This window comes from Paenibacillus solani (assembly GCF_001277345.1).
GTDB classification, from domain to species: Bacteria; Bacillota; Bacilli; order Paenibacillales; family Paenibacillaceae; genus Paenibacillus_AQ; species Paenibacillus_AQ solani.
Window position 1 is genome coordinate 2,591,792 of sequence record NZ_LIUT01000001.1, and the last position, 22,339, is coordinate 2,614,130.

The 22,339-nt window shown below is 47.9% G+C and carries 24 protein-coding genes and 1 riboswitch; of the genes, 3 read left to right on the top strand and 21 right to left on the bottom strand.

Features of this window, described 5'->3' with window-relative positions; genetic code table 11:
* Nucleotides 1-76: 76 nt before the first annotated feature.
* From AM231_RS11605 to AM231_RS11625, 5 genes are all read right to left on the bottom strand, one after another.
* Nucleotides 77-292 (bottom strand): hypothetical protein, encoded by a 216-nt coding sequence (locus AM231_RS11605; RefSeq protein ID WP_054402745.1) that lies wholly within the window; start codon nucleotides 290-292, stop codon nucleotides 77-79.
* Between the two features lie 268 nt (nucleotides 293-560).
* Nucleotides 561-1,379, bottom strand: coding sequence for an SPL family radical SAM protein (locus AM231_RS11610; protein ID WP_054403629.1), 819 nt, complete (start codon nucleotides 1,377-1,379; stop codon nucleotides 561-563).
* Nucleotides 1,380-1,466: 87 nt separating this feature from the next.
* Nucleotides 1,467-2,180, bottom strand: coding sequence for a 2OG-Fe(II) oxygenase (locus tag AM231_RS11615; protein ID WP_054402746.1), 714 nt, complete (start codon nucleotides 2,178-2,180; stop codon nucleotides 1,467-1,469).
* Entirely contained in the window at nucleotides 2,173-2,718 is a 546-nt protein-coding gene (locus AM231_RS11620; protein WP_054402747.1) for a methylated-DNA--[protein]-cysteine S-methyltransferase, read from the bottom strand. Before AM231_RS11620 ends, AM231_RS11615 begins: the two co-directional genes overlap by 8 nt.
* Nucleotides 2,708-3,301 carry a bifunctional transcriptional activator/DNA repair enzyme AdaA gene (locus tag AM231_RS11625; protein ID WP_054402748.1) on the bottom strand — a complete coding sequence of 198 codons (594 nt, stop codon included), beginning with the start codon at nucleotides 3,299-3,301 and terminating at the stop codon, nucleotides 2,708-2,710. The genes AM231_RS11620 and AM231_RS11625 overlap by 11 nt, the downstream gene beginning before the upstream one ends.
* Nucleotides 3,302-3,449: 148 nt before the next feature.
* Here AM231_RS11625 and AM231_RS11630 point away from each other — a divergent pair, with 148 nt between their 5' ends.
* A complete protein-coding gene (locus tag AM231_RS11630; protein WP_082341606.1) occupies nucleotides 3,450-4,430 on the top strand; it encodes a DNA-3-methyladenine glycosylase 2 in 981 nt (326 codons plus the stop codon).
* A gap of 84 nt (nucleotides 4,431-4,514) precedes the next feature.
* Here the strand turns inward: AM231_RS11630 and AM231_RS11635 are convergent, their stop codons facing one another.
* From AM231_RS11635 to AM231_RS11685, 12 genes are all read right to left on the bottom strand, one after another.
* Nucleotides 4,515-4,988 (bottom strand): DUF3574 domain-containing protein, encoded by a 474-nt coding sequence (locus tag AM231_RS11635; RefSeq protein WP_054402749.1) that lies wholly within the window; start codon nucleotides 4,986-4,988, stop codon nucleotides 4,515-4,517.
* Between the two features lie 229 nt (nucleotides 4,989-5,217).
* On the bottom strand, nucleotides 5,218-6,264 hold the full coding sequence (locus AM231_RS11640; protein ID WP_054402750.1) for an ATP synthase beta subunit C-terminal domain-containing protein: 1,047 nt from the start codon (nucleotides 6,262-6,264) through the stop codon (nucleotides 5,218-5,220).
* Between the two features lie 25 nt (nucleotides 6,265-6,289).
* On the bottom strand, nucleotides 6,290-7,030 hold the full coding sequence (locus AM231_RS11645; RefSeq protein WP_054402751.1) for an alpha/beta fold hydrolase: 741 nt from the start codon (nucleotides 7,028-7,030) through the stop codon (nucleotides 6,290-6,292).
* Nucleotides 7,031-7,107: 77 nt separating this feature from the next.
* Nucleotides 7,108-8,064, bottom strand: coding sequence for an acetamidase/formamidase family protein (locus tag AM231_RS11650; protein WP_054402752.1), 957 nt, complete (start codon nucleotides 8,062-8,064; stop codon nucleotides 7,108-7,110).
* Between the two features lie 210 nt (nucleotides 8,065-8,274).
* Complete coding sequence (locus AM231_RS11655) at nucleotides 8,275-9,594, bottom strand: condensation domain-containing protein (RefSeq protein WP_054402753.1); 1,320 nt, start codon at nucleotides 9,592-9,594, stop codon at nucleotides 8,275-8,277.
* A 203-nt stretch (nucleotides 9,595-9,797) separates the two neighbouring features.
* Nucleotides 9,798-10,097, bottom strand: coding sequence for a hypothetical protein (locus AM231_RS11660; RefSeq protein ID WP_054402754.1), 300 nt, complete (start codon nucleotides 10,095-10,097; stop codon nucleotides 9,798-9,800).
* A gap of 225 nt (nucleotides 10,098-10,322) precedes the next feature.
* Nucleotides 10,323-11,042 carry a hypothetical protein gene (locus AM231_RS11665; protein WP_054402755.1) on the bottom strand — a complete coding sequence of 240 codons (720 nt, stop codon included), beginning with the start codon at nucleotides 11,040-11,042 and terminating at the stop codon, nucleotides 10,323-10,325.
* Nucleotides 11,020-11,184, bottom strand: a complete 165-nt coding sequence (locus tag AM231_RS29035) for a hypothetical protein (protein ID WP_165593391.1) — start codon at nucleotides 11,182-11,184, stop codon at nucleotides 11,020-11,022. Before AM231_RS29035 ends, AM231_RS11665 begins: the two co-directional genes overlap by 23 nt.
* The gene (locus tag AM231_RS11670) at nucleotides 11,159-11,386 is read right to left on the bottom strand and encodes an RNA polymerase sigma factor (RefSeq protein WP_054402756.1); all 228 of its coding nucleotides are present in this window, start codon (nucleotides 11,384-11,386) and stop codon (nucleotides 11,159-11,161) included. Before AM231_RS11670 ends, AM231_RS29035 begins: the two co-directional genes overlap by 26 nt.
* 536 nt (nucleotides 11,387-11,922) lie before the next feature.
* Nucleotides 11,923-12,717 carry an SDR family NAD(P)-dependent oxidoreductase gene (locus tag AM231_RS11675; RefSeq protein WP_054402757.1) on the bottom strand — a complete coding sequence of 265 codons (795 nt, stop codon included), beginning with the start codon at nucleotides 12,715-12,717 and terminating at the stop codon, nucleotides 11,923-11,925.
* Nucleotides 12,718-12,834: 117 nt separating this feature from the next.
* Complete coding sequence (locus AM231_RS11680; protein ID WP_054402758.1) at nucleotides 12,835-13,680, bottom strand: aldo/keto reductase; 846 nt, start codon at nucleotides 13,678-13,680, stop codon at nucleotides 12,835-12,837.
* Nucleotides 13,681-13,781: 101 nt separating this feature from the next.
* Complete coding sequence (locus AM231_RS11685; RefSeq protein WP_054402759.1) at nucleotides 13,782-14,987, bottom strand: MFS transporter; 1,206 nt, start codon at nucleotides 14,985-14,987, stop codon at nucleotides 13,782-13,784.
* A gap of 192 nt (nucleotides 14,988-15,179) precedes the next feature.
* Here AM231_RS11685 and AM231_RS11690 point away from each other — a divergent pair, with 192 nt between their 5' ends.
* Nucleotides 15,180-15,584: a winged helix-turn-helix transcriptional regulator gene (locus AM231_RS11690; protein ID WP_054402760.1), complete on the top strand. Its 405-nt coding sequence runs from the start codon at nucleotides 15,180-15,182 to the stop codon at nucleotides 15,582-15,584.
* A gap of 126 nt (nucleotides 15,585-15,710) precedes the next feature.
* Here the strand turns inward: AM231_RS11690 and AM231_RS11695 are convergent, their stop codons facing one another.
* The 4 genes from AM231_RS11695 to AM231_RS11710 form a co-directional block, all read right to left on the bottom strand.
* A complete protein-coding gene (locus AM231_RS11695) occupies nucleotides 15,711-16,709 on the bottom strand; it encodes an ABC transporter substrate-binding protein (protein ID WP_054402761.1) in 999 nt (332 codons plus the stop codon).
* Nucleotides 16,710-16,741: 32 nt separating this feature from the next.
* A complete protein-coding gene (locus AM231_RS11700) occupies nucleotides 16,742-18,457 on the bottom strand; it encodes an ABC transporter ATP-binding protein (RefSeq protein ID WP_054402762.1) in 1,716 nt (571 codons plus the stop codon).
* 93 nt (nucleotides 18,458-18,550) lie between these two features.
* Complete coding sequence (locus tag AM231_RS11705; protein ID WP_054402763.1) at nucleotides 18,551-19,588, bottom strand: FecCD family ABC transporter permease; 1,038 nt, start codon at nucleotides 19,586-19,588, stop codon at nucleotides 18,551-18,553.
* Entirely contained in the window at nucleotides 19,589-20,644 is a 1,056-nt protein-coding gene (locus tag AM231_RS11710) for a FecCD family ABC transporter permease (protein WP_054402764.1), read from the bottom strand.
* A gap of 232 nt (nucleotides 20,645-20,876) precedes the next feature.
* A riboswitch (Fluoride riboswitch) is annotated at nucleotides 20,877-20,937 on the top strand.
* A gap of 72 nt (nucleotides 20,938-21,009) precedes the next feature.
* Here AM231_RS11710 and AM231_RS11715 point away from each other — a divergent pair.
* Nucleotides 21,010-22,335, top strand: coding sequence for a voltage-gated chloride channel family protein (locus tag AM231_RS11715; protein ID WP_054402765.1), 1,326 nt, complete (start codon nucleotides 21,010-21,012; stop codon nucleotides 22,333-22,335).
* Nucleotides 22,336-22,339 lie beyond the last annotated feature (4 nt).

A 22,339-nucleotide genomic window follows, 5' to 3' on the forward strand; every position in this document is an offset into this window, starting at 1 on the left:
ATAACCTGCCCATCTTCTGAACTAAACTCCCACTTTGCATCAATGTTCTGTTTTATAATTTCTCCAAAACAGTAGCTTATTGCATATGTATCCACCTTCGAGAGGAAGTACCCTTCCGATACTCACAACTTATAGCATTTTTATAACATTCGTTTTTTTCAATTTCGATGAGTTCCTCTACCCCATCAATCTCTCTAGTAAAATTCCAACCCGTATCTGACTTCTCATAATTAAACCCAAGCTGAGCGAATCTATCTACTAAAATATCTTCAATACACTTAGTAGTATTCATAAATTTTCTCCTTTTTAACGTAATGGTAGTACACCATCATAACGTATCCTAACACCATAATACATCATACCCGGGTCCGTCTCACGGAATCCTCCAATTCGTTTGAATGTTAAGAGAATAACAATCACATTACACAACTATCAGCATCCCTCAGACACAACAAAAAAGACCAGGAGCGATCTCCCCGCTCTGGCCGGTACTTTTTCTATCCTTGAAATACCTACTCTACTGATTACTGATCTGCTAGACCCAATAGTCTATCCACACCTTAAGGCTCAAACCCCTTCTGACTTACAAATAACTGCTCCTTCGGAAATACCTTGCTAAAACGGTCGTAGACCACTTTATATGATGCAGGATTATACCATTGTTCCTCACCAAGCTCCTCATACAGCGCCTGAACTGGCAGCCGCTTCGTCCGTTTACCGCCGCTGCCGTCCCCCATAAAATAATCGTCGATACACACACGATGAACGAGCGGTCTCAGCAAATGAGGAAAATCTTCCGTGCTCGGAAGCACGGGGGCAATAGCTGCCTGAGCGGGAATCCCCGCGTCCCTTAGCAGCTCGAGGGTTTTTAGTCTGGCTTGGATAGGTGGAGCTGACGGCGTAAAATGCTTGCGTATGTCATCACGATCCGTTTCGACCGTCATGCTCACCCGCACGTGTTCCCCTAACTGCTGCAGCAGATCGATATCTCGGCGGACCAGTGGACTGCGCGTTTGAACCAACAGAAAATCCGGCGGTTCGCTAACCATAGTCTCCAGCAGAGCGCGGGTCACTTCTTCCTTGGCCTCAATCGGCTGGTACGGATCAGTGCTGGATGACATGAATATCGTGACAGGTCCTTTGGACTTGGCACGCTGCAGCTCTTTAAGCAGGATGTCAGAAGACTCGAGCTTCACATCAACCCAGCTTCCCCATTCCTGTTTCCGAAATAACGATACCGGCATTTGCCGGACATAACAATAAGAGCAAGCGAAGGTACAGCCCGTATACGGATTTAAGGTATGGCTGTATCCATTCAGGAATCCCGTTCCTTTATTGAGCAGGGTCTTCGGCGTTTTATAGAGCACCTCATGATTCACCTTGGACACCCCATTTCTACACTTTCTTCTATTATACTATTTCCCTCCTTACATCCATAACGAATGAATGAGCACCCTTATGCCCCCTTACTTAGCATCATGAAAAATAATCCCTAGACTGTATCTTGTCCCCGACGTGATCGTGCTGACGCCATGCCGGAGTGTAGTCCGATAATACCCGCGCATTCCCTCAACAGGACGATGGCTGGTCGGAAAGATCAGCCCCGCTCCCTGTTCCAAGGTGATCACATGTCCCCGGCTTTGTGCCCGCGGCCGCTGTTCCATCAGCAGGAACTCTCCGCCAGTGAAATCTATTTCCTTCTTATTAAGCACAAACACCACTTGAAGCGGGAAGAACTCATCTCCGTACAAATCCTGGTGCAAGCAATTATAGCCGCCCTCCTCATATTTCAAAATCAGCGGCGTTGAGCGCTCCTGCCCTTGCTCATGGCACATCTCCAGATACTCATCTAAGCTCACCGGGTACCTCTCCTCATGGCCAAGCTGGGTCAACCAGCGATTAGCCGTCAGCGCAAGCTCGGGATAGAAGCCCTCGCGAAGCTGCTGCAGCAATTCCGGTAGCGGTGCTTGATAATACTTGTATTCTCCCCGCCCGAACCGGTACCTCTCCATATGGATCGTGCTGCGAAACCGTTCCTCATCCGAATAGCTGTTCATCATGTCTGTACATTCTTCAGACAGCAGCAGCTTTGGAAGTACAGCATATCCCTGCTCATCCAACGTTGCTTGTAAGGCCTGCCAATCCAGCTCTTCTATACACTTTGGTAACGATTTAGGCATACTCCATTGTCTCCCTCAATGAGACATCCTCTCGCTCCAGTTCCAGCAGTCGAGTCTTCATGTCCAGTCCCCCGCGATATCCCGTCAAGGCACCGCTTTTGCCGATCACCCGGTGACAAGGCACGGTAATTAGCAGCGGATTAGCCCCGATAGCCGCCCCTACGGCTCGAACAGCCGCCGGTTTTCCGATCTGGCTGGCGATGTCCGAATACGTGAAGATCTGTCCATATGGGATCTGGCACAGCGCATTCCATACCGCATTTTGAAAAGCGGTCCCCTTATAATCCATAGCCATCTCAAATCGAGTACGTGCTCCCTGAAAATACTCCACGAGCTCGGCGGCAAACGGCTGCAGTTTTGCATCGTCCTGTACAAGTTCACTAGCTGGATATTTTACCTTAACCCAATCCGCCAGCTCATCAAACGGCTTATTCTGTGAACCCACGTAACATAATCCGTGCTCTGAAGCAGCTATATATACATTCCATTGATCATGATGCAGCAGAGTCCAGCTTATAGTTGAATGATTAATCTTCATGGTCGTGCACCTCCGTACTCGTATTTTTTGAATATTGTCCTCGATAATTAAGGGGGGTTAGCCCCGTCTTCTTCTTGAATAACGTGATAAAATAAGCCGGATTCTCCAGGCCCACCCTTGAGCCGATATCAGAGATCGCCAGGCTGGAATGCTTAAGAAGCTCCTTCGCCTGATCGATTCGATAGTTCTGAATGTATTCCATCGGAGTTAACCCGGTGACGCGCTTGAATATCCGATGCAAATGGTATGGACTGCCGTGACTCACATCCGCCAATACCGCTAGTGTCAGATGATCTGTATAATGATGGGTGATATATTCCGTGACAAGTTCAATCCATTCATGATCGGGCAGACGCTCACCCGTCGGCTTGCACCTTTTACATGGCCTGAAGTGCTCCGCTTTCGCTTCATCGGCCGATTGAAACACGCGGACATTTTCAAACCTTGGAGGTCTGGACTTGCAGGAGGGCCTGCAGAAGATTCGGGTAGTCTGCACCGCATAGAAAAACTTGCCGTCACTTTCTTTGTCATTATGGATAATGGCCTTCCACTGGTCTTCGGTTGGCTTAATGCGTTCTGCCACGTAACCTCACCTCCGCTAACATTATAACCACAGGATCGTCTTGTTGTACGCTTTTTGGAATAGAAGAGCAAGATAACAAAATGATAGCATTCATAGTTATGGTACAACTAGTGTAGAAGAGAATAGGAACCGAAAGGAAACGATGACCATGCAGGAACCCAACCAGACTCATTGCAACAATCACCATACCAGACATGACCAGCTTCCCTCTGACAGCTGGCAGGACCTGGTCCATTCAATAAAGCTGTTCGTGCCGCAGGAATTCAGCTTTACGCAGAATCTCCATTATCTGCAAAGATCGCCAAACGAATGCCTGTACCTAATACGAAACAACAGCATCTGCCGGGCAATCCCGCTCGGGGAGGACATTGCTGTGATTGAAGTCAGCGAAGCGCCTCAAGAACAGGCCATCATGGTTCGTTTTCTGGGAGACACCGCACCAACCGATTCAGTTAAGCGGGCCGAAGTAGCGGCCTATGTTCGGGACTGGTTCGATTTAAATACGGATCTCGTACCGTTCTATACGATGGCTGAGACAGATCCACTGCTCAGTCAAGCAATCCTATCCTTCTACGGACTTCGCAACATGGGCATTCCTGATCTGTTTGAAGCCTTGTGCTGGGGAATTCTCGGACAGCAAATTAACCTGGCTTATGCTTACACATTAAAGAGACGTTTCGTTGAAGCCTTCGGCCACAGCGTAGAGTGTGAAAATGAAGTTTTTTGGTTATTTCCGAAGCCTGAAGACATTGCTCGATTGCAAGTTGAAGACCTGGCTGGTCTGCGAATGACATTGAAAAAATGTGAGTATCTCATCGGGGTAGCGAAGCTGATAGCAGATGGGGAATTAACGAAAGAGCAGTTGCTTGCAGCAGGCAGCCTGAAACAAGCGGAGAAACAATTGGTCAGCATCCGCGGCATCGGCCCGTGGACAGCTAACTATGTGCTGATGCGCTGCTTGCGCATTCCCAATGCTTTTCCCATCGACGATGTTGGGCTGCATAATGCCATCAAACACCTCATGGGCTTGGAAGCAAAGCCGACCAAGAAGGAGATATTAGAGTTGTCAGCCGCCTGGGCGAATTGGGAGTCCTACGCGACCTTCTATCTGTGGAGGTATCTCTATTAATAGACAATAAGAGGAGGTCCCCTGCTCTGCATGGCAGACTGCTAGGAGATCTCCTCTTACTCATCGTTATTCAGTTAAATGTCACTATTCAATAAAATACAGCTTGCCGTCAACCTCAAGCGAAATCGCTTCTTGTGCGAGATCGTCCTTGAGCTTCTTCGCGTAGTCCACCACCTGATTGAGCGAATTCTTATCCAGTTTCTCGGCAAAAGCGTAAACAATCGTCACTTTTTCCTTGATCAACGTTTTGCTGTTGTCCACCCACGCTCCTTCACCTGGAATCGCAGTCGCCCCGCCAAACCAAGTGGACAACTGCTTCAGTGTCTGATCTACAAACTTCTGATGAGCAGCATCCGTAATCGGAATATCTCCCTTCACGGTCGAAGGCACATAAATCTTTACGACATGATCCAAGTGAAACTGATCGTTCAGAGCGCTCTGTGTGATCGCTGCCGCCGATGGATTTCCCTCTGCGCTGTAGGACTGCTGAACCGGAATTAAAATAAACAGTAACAGTACGGTCGCAGCGAATGCGATAAGCCAACCTTTTCTCTTCATTCCCATTTCTCCTCTATGTATGTTCTAGTTCCTCCATAATCAAGCAATCAACAAAGCATACACATCAGCCTTCTCGATATCCTTGTGTAGCAAGAACTAGACCATATTATATACCGGACTATATCTGTCAGCTATGGGACAAATGAAGTATATTGGTCGGAATAATAAAAAAATACAAACTAACCCGATGGGTAAAGTGAATGTATCAACTTACCACGATTGAAAACCTCTATTTTATAGTCCCAATCCAGGTTAAATCTCTCACCGTCCGATGATCCATGCTGCCATTCAGAATCGCCTGAACATCTTGCAGCATATCTTGCAGCGGCACCCGCTCCCCCGGCAATCCTGTATAAGCCTCGGCAACGAAAAAAGGCTGCGTTAGATACGCCTCAAGCCGTTCACCTCGCTCGTAAACTTCTGTCTCCGACGCCGGAATGGCCTGCATACCACGTACCTGAACCAAGGAACGGAGCTCGCGATAACGGCGCAGCAGCTTCTGGGCCCGCTGCTGGATAGATAGGTGGTTCTGCTCCAGATGAACACCTTCCAGGACGGATGATGTGGAGTATAACGGGTTCACAGCCGGGAACATTTGCCTTGCCGCAAGGTCGGCATCGAAATACCAGAGCGTCTCCAGTGGCCCGTAAGGCAAATCTTCGTCAACAACGGCGCCTTTAAGATCCACCAGAAAAGTTGTAATCTGCGTTATGCCTTCCTCTTGGAAACGTTCCTGAAGATCGTAGATTTTGCCCGTCAAGACATGCTCCCGGTCCGCAGCAAATACGATCTCGCGACTGGCACTCGTATCTGCCACAATTGAATAGGCTTCTTCGATTGAATAGACAATCCGTTCAGTATCATCCAGCAGCTCCTGCAACCCGGGATATTCACCTTCAGGCTTCAGAATGATCGTCAGATAACCTTCCTGCTTGAAGTGATGAAACAATTCGCTAAGCAGCACCAGCTGTCCCATGCCGGGACGGGCAACCAGCCCGACGGTGCCCCCTTTTGCCAGAGGAGCAAACAGATCAAGCGGCTTGATGCCTGTCTCGATCATGTCTACCCGCTCGCCGCGCAGAATCAATTCATCAAGGCTGCATTTAGCCAAGGATGCCAGAGCAGCAATCGTACGGACTTCCGCACGTCCCACAGGGATCTTCCCGGTACACAGATTGGAGACCGTAGCTGGCCGTAGTCCAACAGATTTGGCTGCGCTGGTCAGGTTCGGAACCCTTTGTCGTAAAAGTGATACATTAAGCTTCAAATGATCCACATGCGTACACCCTTTTAATAGTAGATTAATGGTTACTTCTAATTTCGCTCATAAAAGAATTGGCCGTTCGGATAAACATATCCGCATCCGGTTCAAAAATATTGTGATCATGCTGCTCAAATTCTATAATTTGTGCCTGAGGCAGCACTGTCTTGTAATGTTCCGCTGCTTCTAATGATAACGCGGAATTGGGTTTAGCGCCACGGATCACCAGCACGGGACAAGTCAAATGAGCCAATTCATCCCACAGCTCTACCTTCTCAGACTCCTTCTGCAGCTCGTGTAATGTCTGTGGTTTCATCCGATCAAAGAGCGCTTTTCCTCTCCAAGGCGGAAGCGAGGCTAAGAACTCTACCCATCCCTCTGGTAGCTTGGTATGAACCGCTGGATAGTCCCCGATGATCAGCCCTTGAATGCGTTCAGGATTCTTCACGGCGTAGCCTAACTGATAGGACACTCCCCGGGAGTAACCCATGAGAACGAATGAATGAAGTCCAAGATGCCGGATGACGGCCTCGATGTCGCTAATATGATCGTCCAACGTATATCCCGAATCAGGAGTTTCACTTTGGCCCCGGCCGCGGAGCGTTATGACAACCATATGCCTCGGCGACAGCTTTTCCATAATCGAGAGATAATCTTCAGATGACTCGGATAGCCCCGGAATAATGACCAGCGGAACCTGTTCGTTCCGGAGTTCTCGATGCACCTCCGTGACATGAATAAGAACCCCATTGTTATTAACCATCGTTTCATATAAGTTCATCGATATGTCCTCCTTAGTATGATAGGAATGAATATATCTTCAAGATCATTTCTCTCAGCAGGGAAATACCTTCTCCTCTATCTCATCGCGTCAAAAGGTAAATATGCATGCACACCCTTTACAATATTCACGATCTGAGTGACCCGCAGGTCTACAACCAAGGTGGCGTAGGCATACGCCTCCGTTCTTGAAATCGAGTAAAGCTCGGTCATCAGATCCAGCATCCCGCTTAAGGCTATCCACATCGCTTCATCCAGGTCCTCGTGCAAACCCATCGTAATCCAGCCTGTGTTTGTTTTAGCTCTGGGCATCGTTAATGGCATATCATCATGGACTTGAAATGTGAGACTCACCTTCTCCATGGGACATTCCAGTGCGGGTCCGCTGACTTCACCATCTCCCTGTGCTGCATGGCCGTCGCCTGTCGAGAACAGCCCGCCATCTACAGAAATCGGCAGGTACAACGTACTGCCAGCGGTTAGCTCCTTACAATCAAGATTGCCTCCATAAGGACGCGGTACAAATGTCGAGTGCTGACCTTTTTCCGGAGGCGGCATGCCCATTATCCCCATAAACGGTTTCAGGCCAACACTGTATTTGAAATTTCCGAACTGACTCCGGGCGATCATCGCTCTTGTATCCAATTCAAAATCCAATAAGACTTCCTCGCAATCGGCCATTCCCAGTTTCTCGTTCCAATAGCTGGGAAAGCCTCCGGCAGATGTCCACCCCCACGATCCGGGAAGAATCTCGTTGATCTGGACTTCCAATGTACCCCCGGGCTTCGCCCCATGAATATGGACGGGTCCCATCAACGCATGACCAAACTCCCTCTCCTGCCGCTCTGCCTTCCGCTCCGTAAACTTGGTTCTCGGCTGCCCTGGAGCCGACCGCTTCTCAAGTCCCCAACCCGCATCCAGCGTTTGATATATCACCGTATCCCCCGGCTGAATATATAGTGCCGGCTCCAACTCCCTGCTGAAAAATCCATGCAGCGTGTGAATATCCGGTTTTAACATATGTATCGTAGACATCTGATATCCTCCTTTGCTCCCAAAATGAATGTAGTATGCAATCGAGCAATTCTATCTTGTTACTTTATAAGGTAATTTATATTACTCCAAAAGTCAATAAATAATTACTTTGAATAGTAAATTATATTACTCTCTGAATATAAAAAAGCAGTTCTGGATATACCAGAACTGCTCTTCTTTTGCGGTAAAGATAAAGACGATTTCAAGTTCTTAAGCGTTTGTAGTGAACTCGCTGATCATGTCATCCAATAACCGACTGACTGCTTGCTCTGAAACGGCTGGAGTGTGATAACCAACGGATAAGGTAAGCGTGTTTTGATAAGTGCTGGCCCCCATGCTAAAAAATGGAGAGTACATAATAGGCGCCGTCATATAACTCTCTACCACTTCGGCATCTCCAAAATAAATGGATGACTTCGAAATTATGCCCAGATTCGTCAACAAGGGCAATGCCATTTGGGCCTGCTTGGCTAATTCCACCTGACTACCAAACATCGCTTTTGCCGATGACAGCGGCATAGAAGCCATTCTTTCCATCCCTACCGCAGAAGAGAGGCCAGGTTTATTTTCCTTGATGATATCCATAGCACGTTTCACCTTATACAGCGTTGCTTCAAACGAATCATTTTCATCCATCTCGATGGCGGGCATTTCCATGGCAGACAAATTACACAGGTTTCCTGTAGTTCGGTTCGGCAAATAACGCCTCAGATCGACCGTGATGCCAATGGCCTTCTCTATGGTGCGTGGTTCCATGTAGATGGCCTGTTTAGCGATGGAACGAAAATAACTAGCAAGTAATCCGTCATTAACCGTTGCTCCGTTTGCTTTTGTGATACTAATCAGCCCGATCATCTGCTCCCTATCCAGTGTCCGGGTTGTGATTGCCGGAGCGTGATTATCAAGTGTGGAAGGGAAAGACCAGAGCGAAGCCGTTCCCGGCTCCTGAAGAGGAAACGATGAGATATCCGTAATCCCTGCTGCGGCGAACAGCGGTCCTTGATCGCGAAAGCCCGCTTCCTCTCCAAGCAGTTCTTTCTCAATTCGCTCGTATGGCTCCTTCTTGTACAGGCGAGTATACAAGGAAGCTAACAAATGGGTATATTCCTTCAGTCCTGCTGCATCCGAACATAAATGCGAGATCTTGATGCACAGTACATCACATACAGACCTGAATAATGTAGCCTGGACCATTGGCCCTGATATCCACTCCATGGGCTCAGCGAGATGTGCTTTTAACATAGTAGCTTCTTCGCTTGTAGTACAGAATTTAACGTTTAAAATAGATTCCTCAATTCTGCCAGTGAATCTATCCCAATACGGAATCTCATCCTCCACAAAACGGCAGCTCAGAATGGGATACTTCTTAAGCGTGAGCTGTAAGACCTGCTTTAACAAGTCAGTATCAAGCTGCCCGGAGAATTTCAATACGATGCCAATTTGCTGTACTGCCGAATACACTCCCAGCAAATAATTCATGCGATCTTGCGGTGTGACCGGATAAGAATGAACCTTATGCTGCTCCGTCATTATGTTCAACCTCCCACAGTGAATATTCATTTTTATAAAATTTATACTCACAACATTTAATTACGTCTATTAATATAATAGATATATTTATTTATGTCTATAAAATTAAATAAATCAAATAAAAAAAGAAGATGCACATTTATTGCGCATCTTCTTCCGTCTATCCTAATGGAATAGTCACTCCGTTTTTTCCCAAACTCATGTCAACCATTCTTCATTCTTTTTCTGATAGTCAAAATGATATGGATAATCCCATAAATCAGCATCACATTGAAGAAATACAATAACAATTGAATCTGAATATCTTGGATTAACCAAGGATTGGTATCTAAAGAATTGGACATATGATTCGGGTAATACTTAATAATGAATCTAAATGGAAAACCATATTCAATACGTGCTACGTCTTCACCCTCGATGATTACTTTTCCAGGAGCGAGTAAGATCGTTAGCAGAGCGATCCACGCTGAGAGATTAAAAATTCTCCTCCTTTTGATTCTCATTCGTTCTCCTCCTTTAGCGAGTTGAATTTAGCACCTTCTCTCAGAGCTAATTCCATTTTCCCAACAACTACATATTATGTTTATTTCTAAGATACGTAAACACCTAGTGTAGATTCAGTCAAATCTTAACAACAAAAAAACCGCGTTTTACGCGGTTCTTCGTAAGGATCTATCCATTCTGACGAAAAGCCGCGCAAGCTCTCAGCTTACGCGGCTCTTCCAAACTTATGAGGTTGGGGACTGTTTCATAACTTCCTCGATCCATTGTACCAATTCCACTTCGGTAGCATCTTCGCTTGATACCTGACTATTCCACAAATAATCCACTCCATCTTTTGTGAAAGTTCCATTCGTCCACGTGGCGAAAATTTTCCCGGTACCCTTGTCATGTGAGAAGTAAACTTCTTTCCCAAGGATCGTTTTCTTCGAACCGTCAGAAATGTCTTTTACATAGGTATGACCTGTAACGACACCCTCCGAAGCAAAAATGGAATATTTAAAATGGTGCTGCTCCTCATTTACGAAGTTCAGCTCAATCATATGCGCCTTTTTGGTCACTGGGATAATTTCGTAGCCGAATTCTTTCCCGGATGCAGTCTTAACATACGTTAAGGCATCAAAATCCAGTTTGTCTTTGTTATATACCCGACCGCTGTCCCGGTTGTTCGTAAGAACGGTAGCTTTTTCGAAAGAAAATCCGTTCATAGGCCCTAATGGCGCAGGCGCCTGTAAAACAACGCCGCTAAATTTCTTTAACTCGGTATTAAACTGCTCAATAGTATCGTAACTATACGAACCCTGAATGACTAAGCCGTGTTCAGAGCGTCCTTTTTCCTTATGCTTTTCTTTTGATCCGTAGTATAGCCTTTGGCCCTCTTCACTTGACAATTGACTTTTGATCTTTTGAATCTCTTGCTCGACCTCAGCATCTGTGGAGAAGAACATTCCCCTCCTTGTCGATTAATTCCACTTTATTGGTTGCAGCATAGACGGCCGCGCCTCGCACATCAATTTTTTCAAGCTCTGACTGGTTTAATTGAATAAAACGTTCAATCTCTCTTTCATCGGTACCCAAGTTTCTCGACACTTTGTTCTTCCTCCTTCGCTAAAAAGTTCTTCCTCTGTTTTCGGATGCGCTCCACTCTCTTCCGGGCCGTTCCTTGCGTTATGCCCAGAAGCTCGCTGAGTTCGGCATACTCGTACCCTTCCAACGATCGGAGTATGAACAAATTCCTGTCACTTGGCGTTAGCTGCTGCAGCATTTCCTCAACAAACAAATGATCCTTCATACTCGATTCCTGCTTCGGCATATGACGCCTGTAATGGGATACTAAGTTCAGCCAGCTTTTTCGTTTCCGCAAAATATTTAAGCATTGACGATAAGCCAGCTTATATTACTCCTGGCATAGCATCAGCAAGTTTCCGTCCGGGTCCTTAATGACAAACCAGTGATCATGTTCAATATCTGTTTGATTCAAAACCGAAAAATCCAATAACCGTTTTCAGCTGGCACAGCGTTTAACCACCTTTTAAACTTGTTATGTCTCTTAGTGAAGTTGTATGGCGGAATACGTGAGGAGTATCTAGATGACATAATAGTGTTGTTTTTTCTATTATGAATTTTTCATATGTTGAAATAATGGAATGGTGAATGCTCAATCAGATCTTCCCAACAAAAAAACCGCGATTTACACGGTTTTTAAAAGGACCTATCAATCTTGACGATGATATTGATGAGCTTGCTGACTTACACGATGTCAAACCCACATCCTCTAAGCCGGAATGCCGTTCATAACGATAATACCAGCGCAAATCACTGGCACACTCAAAATACACTTCGTACCAAACCCCCATCAATTCGGAGCGCTGTGCCGTTGATTGCAGAGGATTTGGGACTGCTAAGATAAGTCACAAAATCGGCAATTTCCTCCGGACGAATCAACCGCTGAATAATGGACGTCGGCCGATTTTCCTTCATAAATCGCTGCTCGGCTTCTTCAATGGTGAGGTCCTTATTCGGATAGAGAGTATTCAGCATTGTTTCAACGCCTTCCGTAAGAGTGGAGCCAGGCATGACGGTATTTACCGTTACGCGGGTACCTGTCGTCAGCTCAGCTAAGCTTCGGGAGAGGGAGAGCTGCATCGTCTTGGTTGCGCTGTAATGCGCCATCTCCTGGGACGGCATGACAGCCGCTTCACTCGCGATAAATATAACTCGTCCTTCATTGCGATTGATCATGTTCTTCAAATAATGCCGGGTTAACCGAACACCGCTCATGATATTCGTCTCAAAGAACCTAAACCACTCCGCATCCGGGATATCGAAAAATTCAGCAGGCTCAAAAATCCCCAGATTATTGATAAGTATATCGACAACCGGAGCAGATTCCCTGACTTGATGACAGCCCTCTTCTGTTCCGAGATCCGCCACAACGAAGCGCAGCTCGGCATCCGGATGCACGGTATGAATGTCATGAATCGTCTGCTTTACTTTGTCTTCATGTCTTCCATTTATAATGACGGAAGCTCCCTCGGCTGCAAGCGACATGGCAATTGCTTTGCCAATGCCGGATGTCGAACCCGTTACCAATGCGACTTTTCCCTTCAGATCCAGATTCATTATCCTCTCTCCTTCCGTTATGTAGGAATGGACCCTCCCGATCCTGTCATGGTGACATCGGTGCAGGAGAGCCACAATATTCATTACACTTCCACTCTTGCCGATAACCCAGACTTCTTAGAAATCAAAATTGTCCGGATCCGGTCCCACTCTGTGATTTTGATTCAAGCTGTCGATGCGCTGCATCTCTTCATCGGACAATTCAAAATCAAAGATTGCCGCGTTCTCGATAATCCGATGTTCTTTGGTTGATTTCGGAATCGTGACGAAACCGTTTTGTAAATCCCAACGAAGAATAATCTGCGCGATGGATTTATGATGCTTTTCTGCAATGCGCTGAAGATCCTCTTGATCCAGCAGCTGTCCTTGCATTAATGGAGACCATGCTTCGAGCTGAATTCCATTCGCCCGGCAGTACGCCTGCAGTTCTTTTTGCGTTAATCGGGGATGATATTCCACCTGGTTCACCATCGGTTTGGTTTCGGTCTCCTTCATTAACTGCTCAATATGATGGATCTGGAAGTTGCTCACGCCAATGACTTTCACGCGACCTTCTTTGTACAACGTTTCTAATGCCTTCCAAGCCTCTATATATTTCCCTTCAACCGGCCAGTGTATAAGGTACAAATCCAAATATTCCAGACCCAGCTTCCGCAGACTTTCATCGTAAGCCTTCAATGTCGATTCATAACCAAGATCAGCATTCCATACTTTAGATGTGACAAACAGATCTTCCCGCTTGATTCTGGCAGCTTCCAAGCCCTCGCGAATGCCTTGTCCAACGCCTTCTTCATTGCCGTATATAGCGGCAGTGTCTATGCTCCGATATCCATGCTGGATGGCCGTGCGAACGGCATTCACCAGCTCCGGTCCTTCTTCTACTTTAAATACGCCAAGTCCAAACCAAGGCATGTTGACACCATTATATAAAGTGGTTGTATCTTGTAAGTGTTGTGCTGTCATGTTGATAAACCTCCGTTTTTTTGATTATGAATAAGTTAAACCTATATTGTAGTATCTCCGATAATACGCTTAGACATCACCTCCCTTCATAAAATGATCATTTAGGCTGCTTGCTTACTCGGTATCTCCGTCTCTTTCCGTTCCAGCTTCAAGCTCCATCCGGTGAGAGCGACCGCGCCGAGCACCATCAGCGCCCCGATCCATGCTGTATGAATCAGGCCCATGGAATTCGTGATTAAGCCGCCCAGAAAAGCGCCGATGGCGATGCCGGCATTAAATGCGGCAATGTTCAGCGCGGAAGCCATATTCACAGCCCCCGGTGCAAACCGCTCAGCCAGCATGACGACGTAAACCTGTAGTCCCGGCACATTCATGAATGCCAGAAATCCCATGAGAATAATCGTGATCAGTCCGGCCACTTGAAACGGTGCGGTAAACGTAAGCGTGATCAGCACCAGCGCTTGGGCGATGAACATATAGAATAGTGCTCGAAGCGGGTTGCGATTGGCTGCCTTTCCGCCGATCACATTGCCGACCGCAATGGCGATCCCGTATACAAGCAGGATGATGGCCACCGTATTTTCCTTAAAGCCTGTTATATCCTGCAGCAATGGGGATAAATAAGTGAAGACGACGAAGGTCCCGCCATAACCGAGGGCCGTAATCAGGAGCATAAGCAGCAGTCTTCCATTCGTCAGCAATTTAGCCTGGTCACGGAATGAAGTGCGTTCTCCCTTAGGCAAGTCCGAAGGGACCAGGATACTGTTCGCGATCAGCGCAACAATACCGACAACGACAATGGCGACAAAAGCAAGTCTCCAGCCCCACTGTTGACCTATAAACGTACCAAGCGGAACGCCGGTAACCGTCGCTACCGTCAGGCCCGTAAACATAATGGAGATCGCTGATGCCCTGCGGTTCTCTGGCACCACGCTTGCGGCAATGATCGAGCCGATCGACATAAATACGCCATGAGAAAAGGCCGAAAGCACGCGTGCTGCTAGCAGAATACCAATGGAAGCTGCACCCGCTGCCAAGCTGTTACCAGTGATAAAAATGATCATAATCCACAGCAGCAAAGTCTTTCTGGACATCCTTGATGTCAGCGACGTAAGGATCGGCGCACCGAAGGTAACACCAAGCGCATACATCGATACGGTTAATCCGGCGGTCGTCACGGATATACTCATATCCTCGGCAATCAACGGCAGCAGCCCTACGCTGATAAATTCCGTTGTTCCGATGGCAAAGGCACTGACCGCAAGCGCAAGCAGCGCAAGCAAACTTCTTTTTTTATCTATCGTCATGGTGTAGATATTTCCCCCTATCCTATTCTCTTGCTTGTATATTGTAAAAATATTGAGTATGGTGTAATCCAGCTGGCAAATGCTATTATGATCTATATCAGTTTTTGTGTGAAGAACGTACTTTTTTGTAATGTAGGTACCTGACAGTACCCTAGGTACTTTTTAGTGCCTATTAGAAATAGGAGGATGGATATGCAAGCGAAGAAATACAACATCGCCGTCGAAGCAACATTGGAAGTAATTGGTGGCAAGTGGAAATGTGTCATCTTGTGCCATCTGACCCATGGCCGCAAAAGAACCAGCGAGCTGAAGCGTCTCATGCCGCACATCACCCAAAAAATGCTGACGCAGCAGCTGCGGGAGCTCGAGGACGATGGCGTGATCAATCGTATTATTCATAATCAAGTACCGCCTAAAGTGGAATATGAGCTGAGCGAGTACGGCATGAGTTTGAGCGGAATTCTGGATAATCTCTGTGCATGGGGCGAAAAACATATCACGAAGGTATACGGGGACAAATTCAGCGTGCTGGAGGACAGTATCCTGAATGATAAACTGAAAGTCTCGGACGAGCCCACAACCACAGATGCACGCTAAACCTGATTTATAAGCAATCCTGATGCAACAACAAGGGCAAGGTCCGTCATCACGGACCTTGCCCTTTTCATATACACCATTCAATGCCCTCCGGCACATTCCATGCGTTAGCACCGAGACCGGTGGTTACTTCGCATTCTCTTTCTCTTTTTGGCTGACGATCATATCCGTCACTTCCTCCGCCTGGGCCAGCACAGCAATCGGATCAAACGGCCAGAATCGTTTGGCATCGAGGTAAAACACGCGATCTTGTTTGACGGCCTCAATCGAAGTCCACACCTTATCCTTCTTATCCATCTCGGCACCGTTAGACTCATCAAAGAAGATATAATCGCCTGCATAGTCTTTGAGCACCTCCAAGGAAACCTCTTTGTAAGTCACGTTGGCATCAATCAATTCTTTTTGGATCGTTGCCGGAGGGGTAAGCTTGAGCTCCTTGTAAATCGCCAAGCCTCCTCGATAAATGCCATCGCCGTACAGGTAGAAGGTTTTACCGAATGCGCCAAAGATCGAGAATGTCTCCCCCTCTTCCAACACGCCGCTGACCTTCGCCCGCAGCTCCTCTATTTTTTCATCGAAACCGGCGAGCCAATCTTTCGCTTCTTTTTCCTTGCCTAGTATGGCACCCAGTCCCTCCACTTCTTCGTGCACGCCTCGATAGCTCTCATAGGGAAGAATGACCGTCGGCGCAATTTTGGACAATTGCTCGTATAATTCCGGGTCCGAGTTAGCGCTGATGATTAAGTCGGGATTCAGTGCCAATATTTTTTCAGGGGCGCTTGCCCCCGTGTTCTCTATGTCGTTAATCATGTCTTGGATATGGACGTTCTCGAGATCGGTCGCTGTCGCGCCGACCGGCTTTTCTCCCAACAGCAGCAGGGTTGGCAAGTAGGCGTCGACTACAATTCGCTTGGGATCGGCCGGAATTTCGATTTCTCCGTTAATCGTTTCCACCTTTCTAGTCGTAGGAGCTGAGGTTTCAACCTGGGGCATGTCCGTACCTGCAGCTGTTTCGCCTGAAGAACCAGCGTTATTGGTGGTATTTCCATTTCCGCCACATGCGGAAATCAAGAACGAACATAGGATGAGCATGGAGAGAGTTATCCGAAATTTAGATGCGAACATATTTTCATCCCCCTTTAAAGCTTATGGCTGAATCAAGCACCGAATTGAGCTCGATGTAATCGGCTGTATATGCCGTGCGCCGCGAGCAGCTCCTCATGGATGCCTTGCTCGGCAATCCCGTTGTCTGCGACTACCACAATGCGGTCTGCATTCTTAATCGTTGCAAGCCGGTGCGCAATCACCAGCGTCGTTCGTCCTTCAGACAGCTCTGCAAGAGCCTGCTGAATCGCCGCTTCAGTCTCCGCATCCAATGCAGACGTCGCTTCGTCCAGAATGAGGATCGGCGGGTTCTTGAGGAACATCCGGGCGATCGACAGGCGCTGTTTCTGTCCGCCGGACAGCTTGACGCCCCTCTCGCCAATCAATGTGTCGAGACCGTCCGGAAGCGAAGCGACCAGATCCTCAAGCTGGGCACGGCTCACGGCTTTCATAATGTCACTATCATCTGCATCCAGTCGGCCATAGGCAATGTTTTCGCGAATGCTGCCGTCAAACAGGAATACGTCCTGCTGGACAATGCCAATATGGGAACGAAGGGATTGCAGCGTCATGTCGCGAATATCGATCCCGTCAATCGTAATCCGGCCAGCGACTGTATCATAGAAACGCGGCAGCAGAGAGCACAGCGTAGTCTTGCCTGCTCCAGACGGACCCACAAGCGCAATGGTTTCACCGGCTCGAATGGACAAATTGACATCCTGCAGCACTTGATCTTTATTCTCGTAACCGAAGGATACACCGTGAAAGCCAATGTCTCCCCGCAGATGGTTAATGGGCTTCGCGTTAGGCGAATCGGCAACGTCCGGTTCGCTCTCAAGCAGCTCCAAATAACGCTTAAAGCCAGCGATTCCTTTCGGATACATCTCAATAACCGCATTGATCTGTTTGATCGGGCCGAGGAACACATTGGACAGCATGACAAAAGCGATAAATTCCCCATTGGTCATACGCCCTTCAATCACGAACCAAGTACCGCACACCAACACGAACAGGGAGATGAATTTCATCAGGATAAAGCTGATCGAAGAGTTCCACGCCATAATGCGGTAGGCAATCAGCTTTGTTACGCGGAAGCGGTTATTATTCTCGGCAAAACGAGCCATTTCATGCTCCTCATTCGAGAAGGCTTGAACCACGCGGATACCGCTGACGTTATTCTCCACCCGTGCGTTGTAATCGGCAATATCGGAGAACATGCGCTTGAACGCAGCCGACATTTTCCCACTGAAATACAGCGATAAATAGATCATCAAAGGAACAATCACAAACGTCATCACAGCAAGCTGCCAGTTGATCCCGAGCATGATGCCCAGCGCTCCGGCAAGCGTCATGACGGCGATGAACAAATCTTCCGGACCATGGTGGGCAATCTCACCGATATCCATCAGGTCATTGGTCATTCGTGAGACGAGATGTCCCGTCTTGTTGTTGTCAAAAAAACGAAAGGACTGCTTTTGGACCCGATCAAACAGCTTTTTGCGCATATCCGTTTCAATGTTGATACCAAGTTTATGACCCCAATAGGTGACAACGTAATGCAGGAAGGAACTGACGACATAAATGCCGAGAAGCCCAAGACAAGCGTATAAAATCCACTTCCAGTTCCCGCTTGGCAGCAAGTCGTCGATCACGCGATTGACGGCAACCGGGAAAATCAATTCAAGTAAAGCCGCAAAGATAGCGCAGCAAAAATCCAGGATGAACAGCCTTTTATAAGGCTTGTAATAGGAAAAAAATCGACGTAGCATAAGGACCTCCTTACATCCGATATTCCGTAATAGAAATGAGCAAGTCCTTCCTTTTAACAATCGCCCATTTTTAGATCCGTGACGAACTTATCCTTATTTAGCTCTCGACCTGGATAACAGGTATAGGAAATAGGGAGCACCGATCACCGCAACCACGATCCCCGTCGGAATCTCAGATGGCTGAATGAGCCAACGCCCCAGGGTATCCGCTGTGATGACCAGCAACGCACCGACCAGAGCCGTTACCGGCAGCAGCATCTGATGCTTCGCACCGACCAACCGCTTGGATAGGTGGGGCGCGATAAGTCCAACAAATCCAATTCCACCGCTTACCGCAACGCAGGCGGCTGCCAAGCCGACCGCCGCTGCCAACAGCTTAAGCTGCTCTCTTGTGACAGAAGCACCGAGCCCGATTGCCATCGGTTCCCCAAGATTGAGAACATTCATCACCTGCGCTTTATACATGACGAAGGGCAGAAGCACAAGGATCCATGGGAGCAATGACAATACAAACTTCCAGTTCGAACCCCAGATGCTGCCCGCTAGCCAAGTGGCAACAAACTGATATTTTTCAGGACTCAAGCGCAGCGTTAGCACGATCATAGCCGCACTAATGCCAGCGGCAACGGCAATCCCCGTTAATAGCAGCCCCGTCGGCTTAAAGCCCTCATTCTTCTTATAGGCCAGTACGCATATTAATGCAGCGGTTAAACTAGCCCCAATCAATGCAAGCACCGGCAGTAGATAGACAGGGGCCGCCGTCGTACTTGGGAAAAATGAAATGAACAGCATCACCATCAAGCCTGCTCCTGCATTAATCCCCAGGATTCCCGGATCCGCAAGCTCATTACGGGATATCCCCTGCATCACACATCCCGATATCGCTAATCCGGCCCCAATAAGCAGGGAGATGACGATCCGAGGCAAGCGAAATTCGAACAGCACGAGCTCCTGCTTATCCGTTCCGCTGCCAAACAATGTTTTTATGACCTCAAGTGGCGATAAACGAATGACGCCCGTGTTCATACTGATCAGAAATACCAAAACGATCAATACAACCAGCACAGACAAGGTGATGATTTTGCGCTTTTTGTCTTTTCGTACATGCATGGTGTTTGTGACAGTCTCCATCTACAGTTCCCTCCTTTCTTTGCGTGCCAAGTAGAGAAAGAAGGGCACCCCGACCAACGCGATGATCGCGCCCACCGGTGTCTCGTATGGAGGGTTCACCATTCGTGCTGCCAGGTCGGCAATGACCACCAGCAAGCTCCCAAGAACGGCCGAGCAAGGAATGATGAGGCGGTAATCCACACCGACCAGCTTCCGGGTGACGTGCGGAATCATGAGACCGACAAAGCCTACTGCACCGACAACCGAGACGGCAGCCCCTGCCAGCACCAGCACGATCACCGTTCCGGCCAGCTTGACGAGTCCCGTCCGCTGCCCGAGCCCACGGGCGATCTCATCGCCAAGGCTGAGCATGGTAATGGAGCGTGACAATGCAATAGCTCCCAATATTGCAACGACGATCCATGGCAGCATAATCTTCAGGTGGAACCATTTAATCCCCGCGGTGCCGCCGGCATACCAAAACGCCATGTCCTGTCCGACCTGAAAATACAATGCAATGCCTTCGCTAAGCGCACTTAACAAAGCACTAATTGCAGCACCCGCAAGAACGAGGCGTACCGGTGATAGTCCCCCTTTTGCCATGGAACTGACCCCATAGACGAGGACCACACCTAATCCTGCTCCAAGGAATGAGAACAGAATCAGATACATATAAGGCAGCCCTGGAAAAAACGAAAAACAGAGGGCAATGGCAAAACCAGCTCCCGCATTTAAACCAAGCAAACCTGAATCAGCGAGCGGATTTCGGGTCATCCCCTGCATGATCGCACCCGATACGGCAAAGCAGGCGCCTACCATTGCCCCACCGAGAACCCTCGGCAAGCGCAATTCCCTTATGATCTGATGCTCCGTCACACCGGGATTGAAGAAGAACACCGCCTCCCATATATTTCGCAGATCAATATCAGCCGCTCCGAGCGATATCGATAAAGCTATGCCAAGCACCAGCGCTGCCACGCCTCCCGTAAGAATCAGGGTCGCAGCCCAGGGTCGCCCCTTGAGTTTAACGTGGGTCTTGGAATCTGTAAGACTTGGATTGGACGTGTTTGATGACATCATTTTCCCCTCAATGCTTTGATATTGATTCTCATTATCATCTGTAACTATAAAATAAAGCTCTCTCCTTCGTCCATGGACATCTTGGAATTCTCTTCAGAAAAAAGTCCATGTCCAAGTCAAGCGCTTTTTTCCAAATAAATGCGATACTTCTTTGGACTCAATAAAAAGCTGCACTCCTATGGATTGTGCCATTGACAGTGAAACCTTTATTCCATTACAATAAATGCTAATTGAATAAGGCGATGGAGTTCGCCATAACCGCTTTCATAGCTAATGACTCCTACCAGAGGTCGCTTTCCTGGTAGGAGTCTGTTTGTGTATGGAAGGGTTAGCGGCGAATTTATAGAAACGGGTGAGCTTACATGATGAAGAAATGGTTTGAACGGATAAATCAATGGTCCTATGCCTTGCTGGCAGGATACTTAGTGAAGTGGATAATTCTAGGGAGCTTGGTTGGGCTGTTGATCGGAAGCGCCTCCGCCTTCTTTCTGTACAGTCTGGATTACGTGACTTCCCTTCGCGTGGAGAACCCATGGCTGCTCTTCCTCCTACCGTTAGGTGGTGCATTCGTCAGCTTCCTGTACTACAAATATGGCAAGAGCAGTACCAAAGGAAATAATCTGATCATCGAGCAGATCCATGGTGGAAACGAAGCTATTCCCTTTCGTATGGCTCCATTGGTTCTGATCGGAACACTGATCACGCATCTGTTTGGAGGCTCTGCGGGGCGGGAAGGCACCGCAGTCCAGATGGGGGGCAGCTTATCGGAGGGGCTTGGCAAACTTCTTCGCGTGAAGCCGCTGGATCGGAAAATCCTGCTTATATGCGGGATCAGCGGCGGTTTCGGATCCATCTTCGGTACACCGCTTGCAGGAACGCTGTTTGGACTAGAAGTGCTCGCCATCGGGTTGATTTCGCACCAGGCATTGCTACCTGCATTCGTAGCCAGCGTGGTTGGAAACATAACCGCTACATCTTTATGGGGTGTTACCCATTTGCACTATCCGATCGGAGAGATTCCGGCCATGAGCCTGATGGTGATCCTAAAGGTCATTGCAGTCTCCATTCTCTTTGGCTTAACAAGTAGACTTTTCAGTGAGCTGACGCATGCCCTGAAGCGTTGGTACAGCTATTTCTTCGCTAATCCAATGGTTAAGAGCGCTGTAGGTGGCGTCATCATTATTGCCCTGGTTTATCTGCTTGGTACACGAGAATATTTGGGTCTCGGCATTCCCCTGATTGAAGAATCCTTCGCTGGCGATGTGTCGCCGTTTGCTTTTCTGGGAAAAATCATATTCACTTCGCTCACGCTTGGAGCAGGGTTCCAGGGCGGCGAAGTAACTCCGCTGTTTGCCATTGGAGCGACACTTGGCAACGCGTTATCGGGATGGATGGGATTGTATGCGCCTTTCCTGGCTGCCTTGGGATTTATCGCTGTTTTTTGCGGAGCGACAAACACCCCGTTTGCTTGCTTCATCATGGGAATTGAACTGTTTGGAGGGGAAGGCGCTGTATATATGCTTATGGCCTGCATCATCAGTTACTTGTTCTCGGGACATACTGGTATCTATACATCGCAGCAAATCGGCACTTCCAAGCATCCCTTGCTCTTGTTCCCTCAGGGTACAACGCTTGCGGGAGCGAAGATTTTAAATAAAACGAAGCATAAACCAAAGACGTCCGATTAATCGG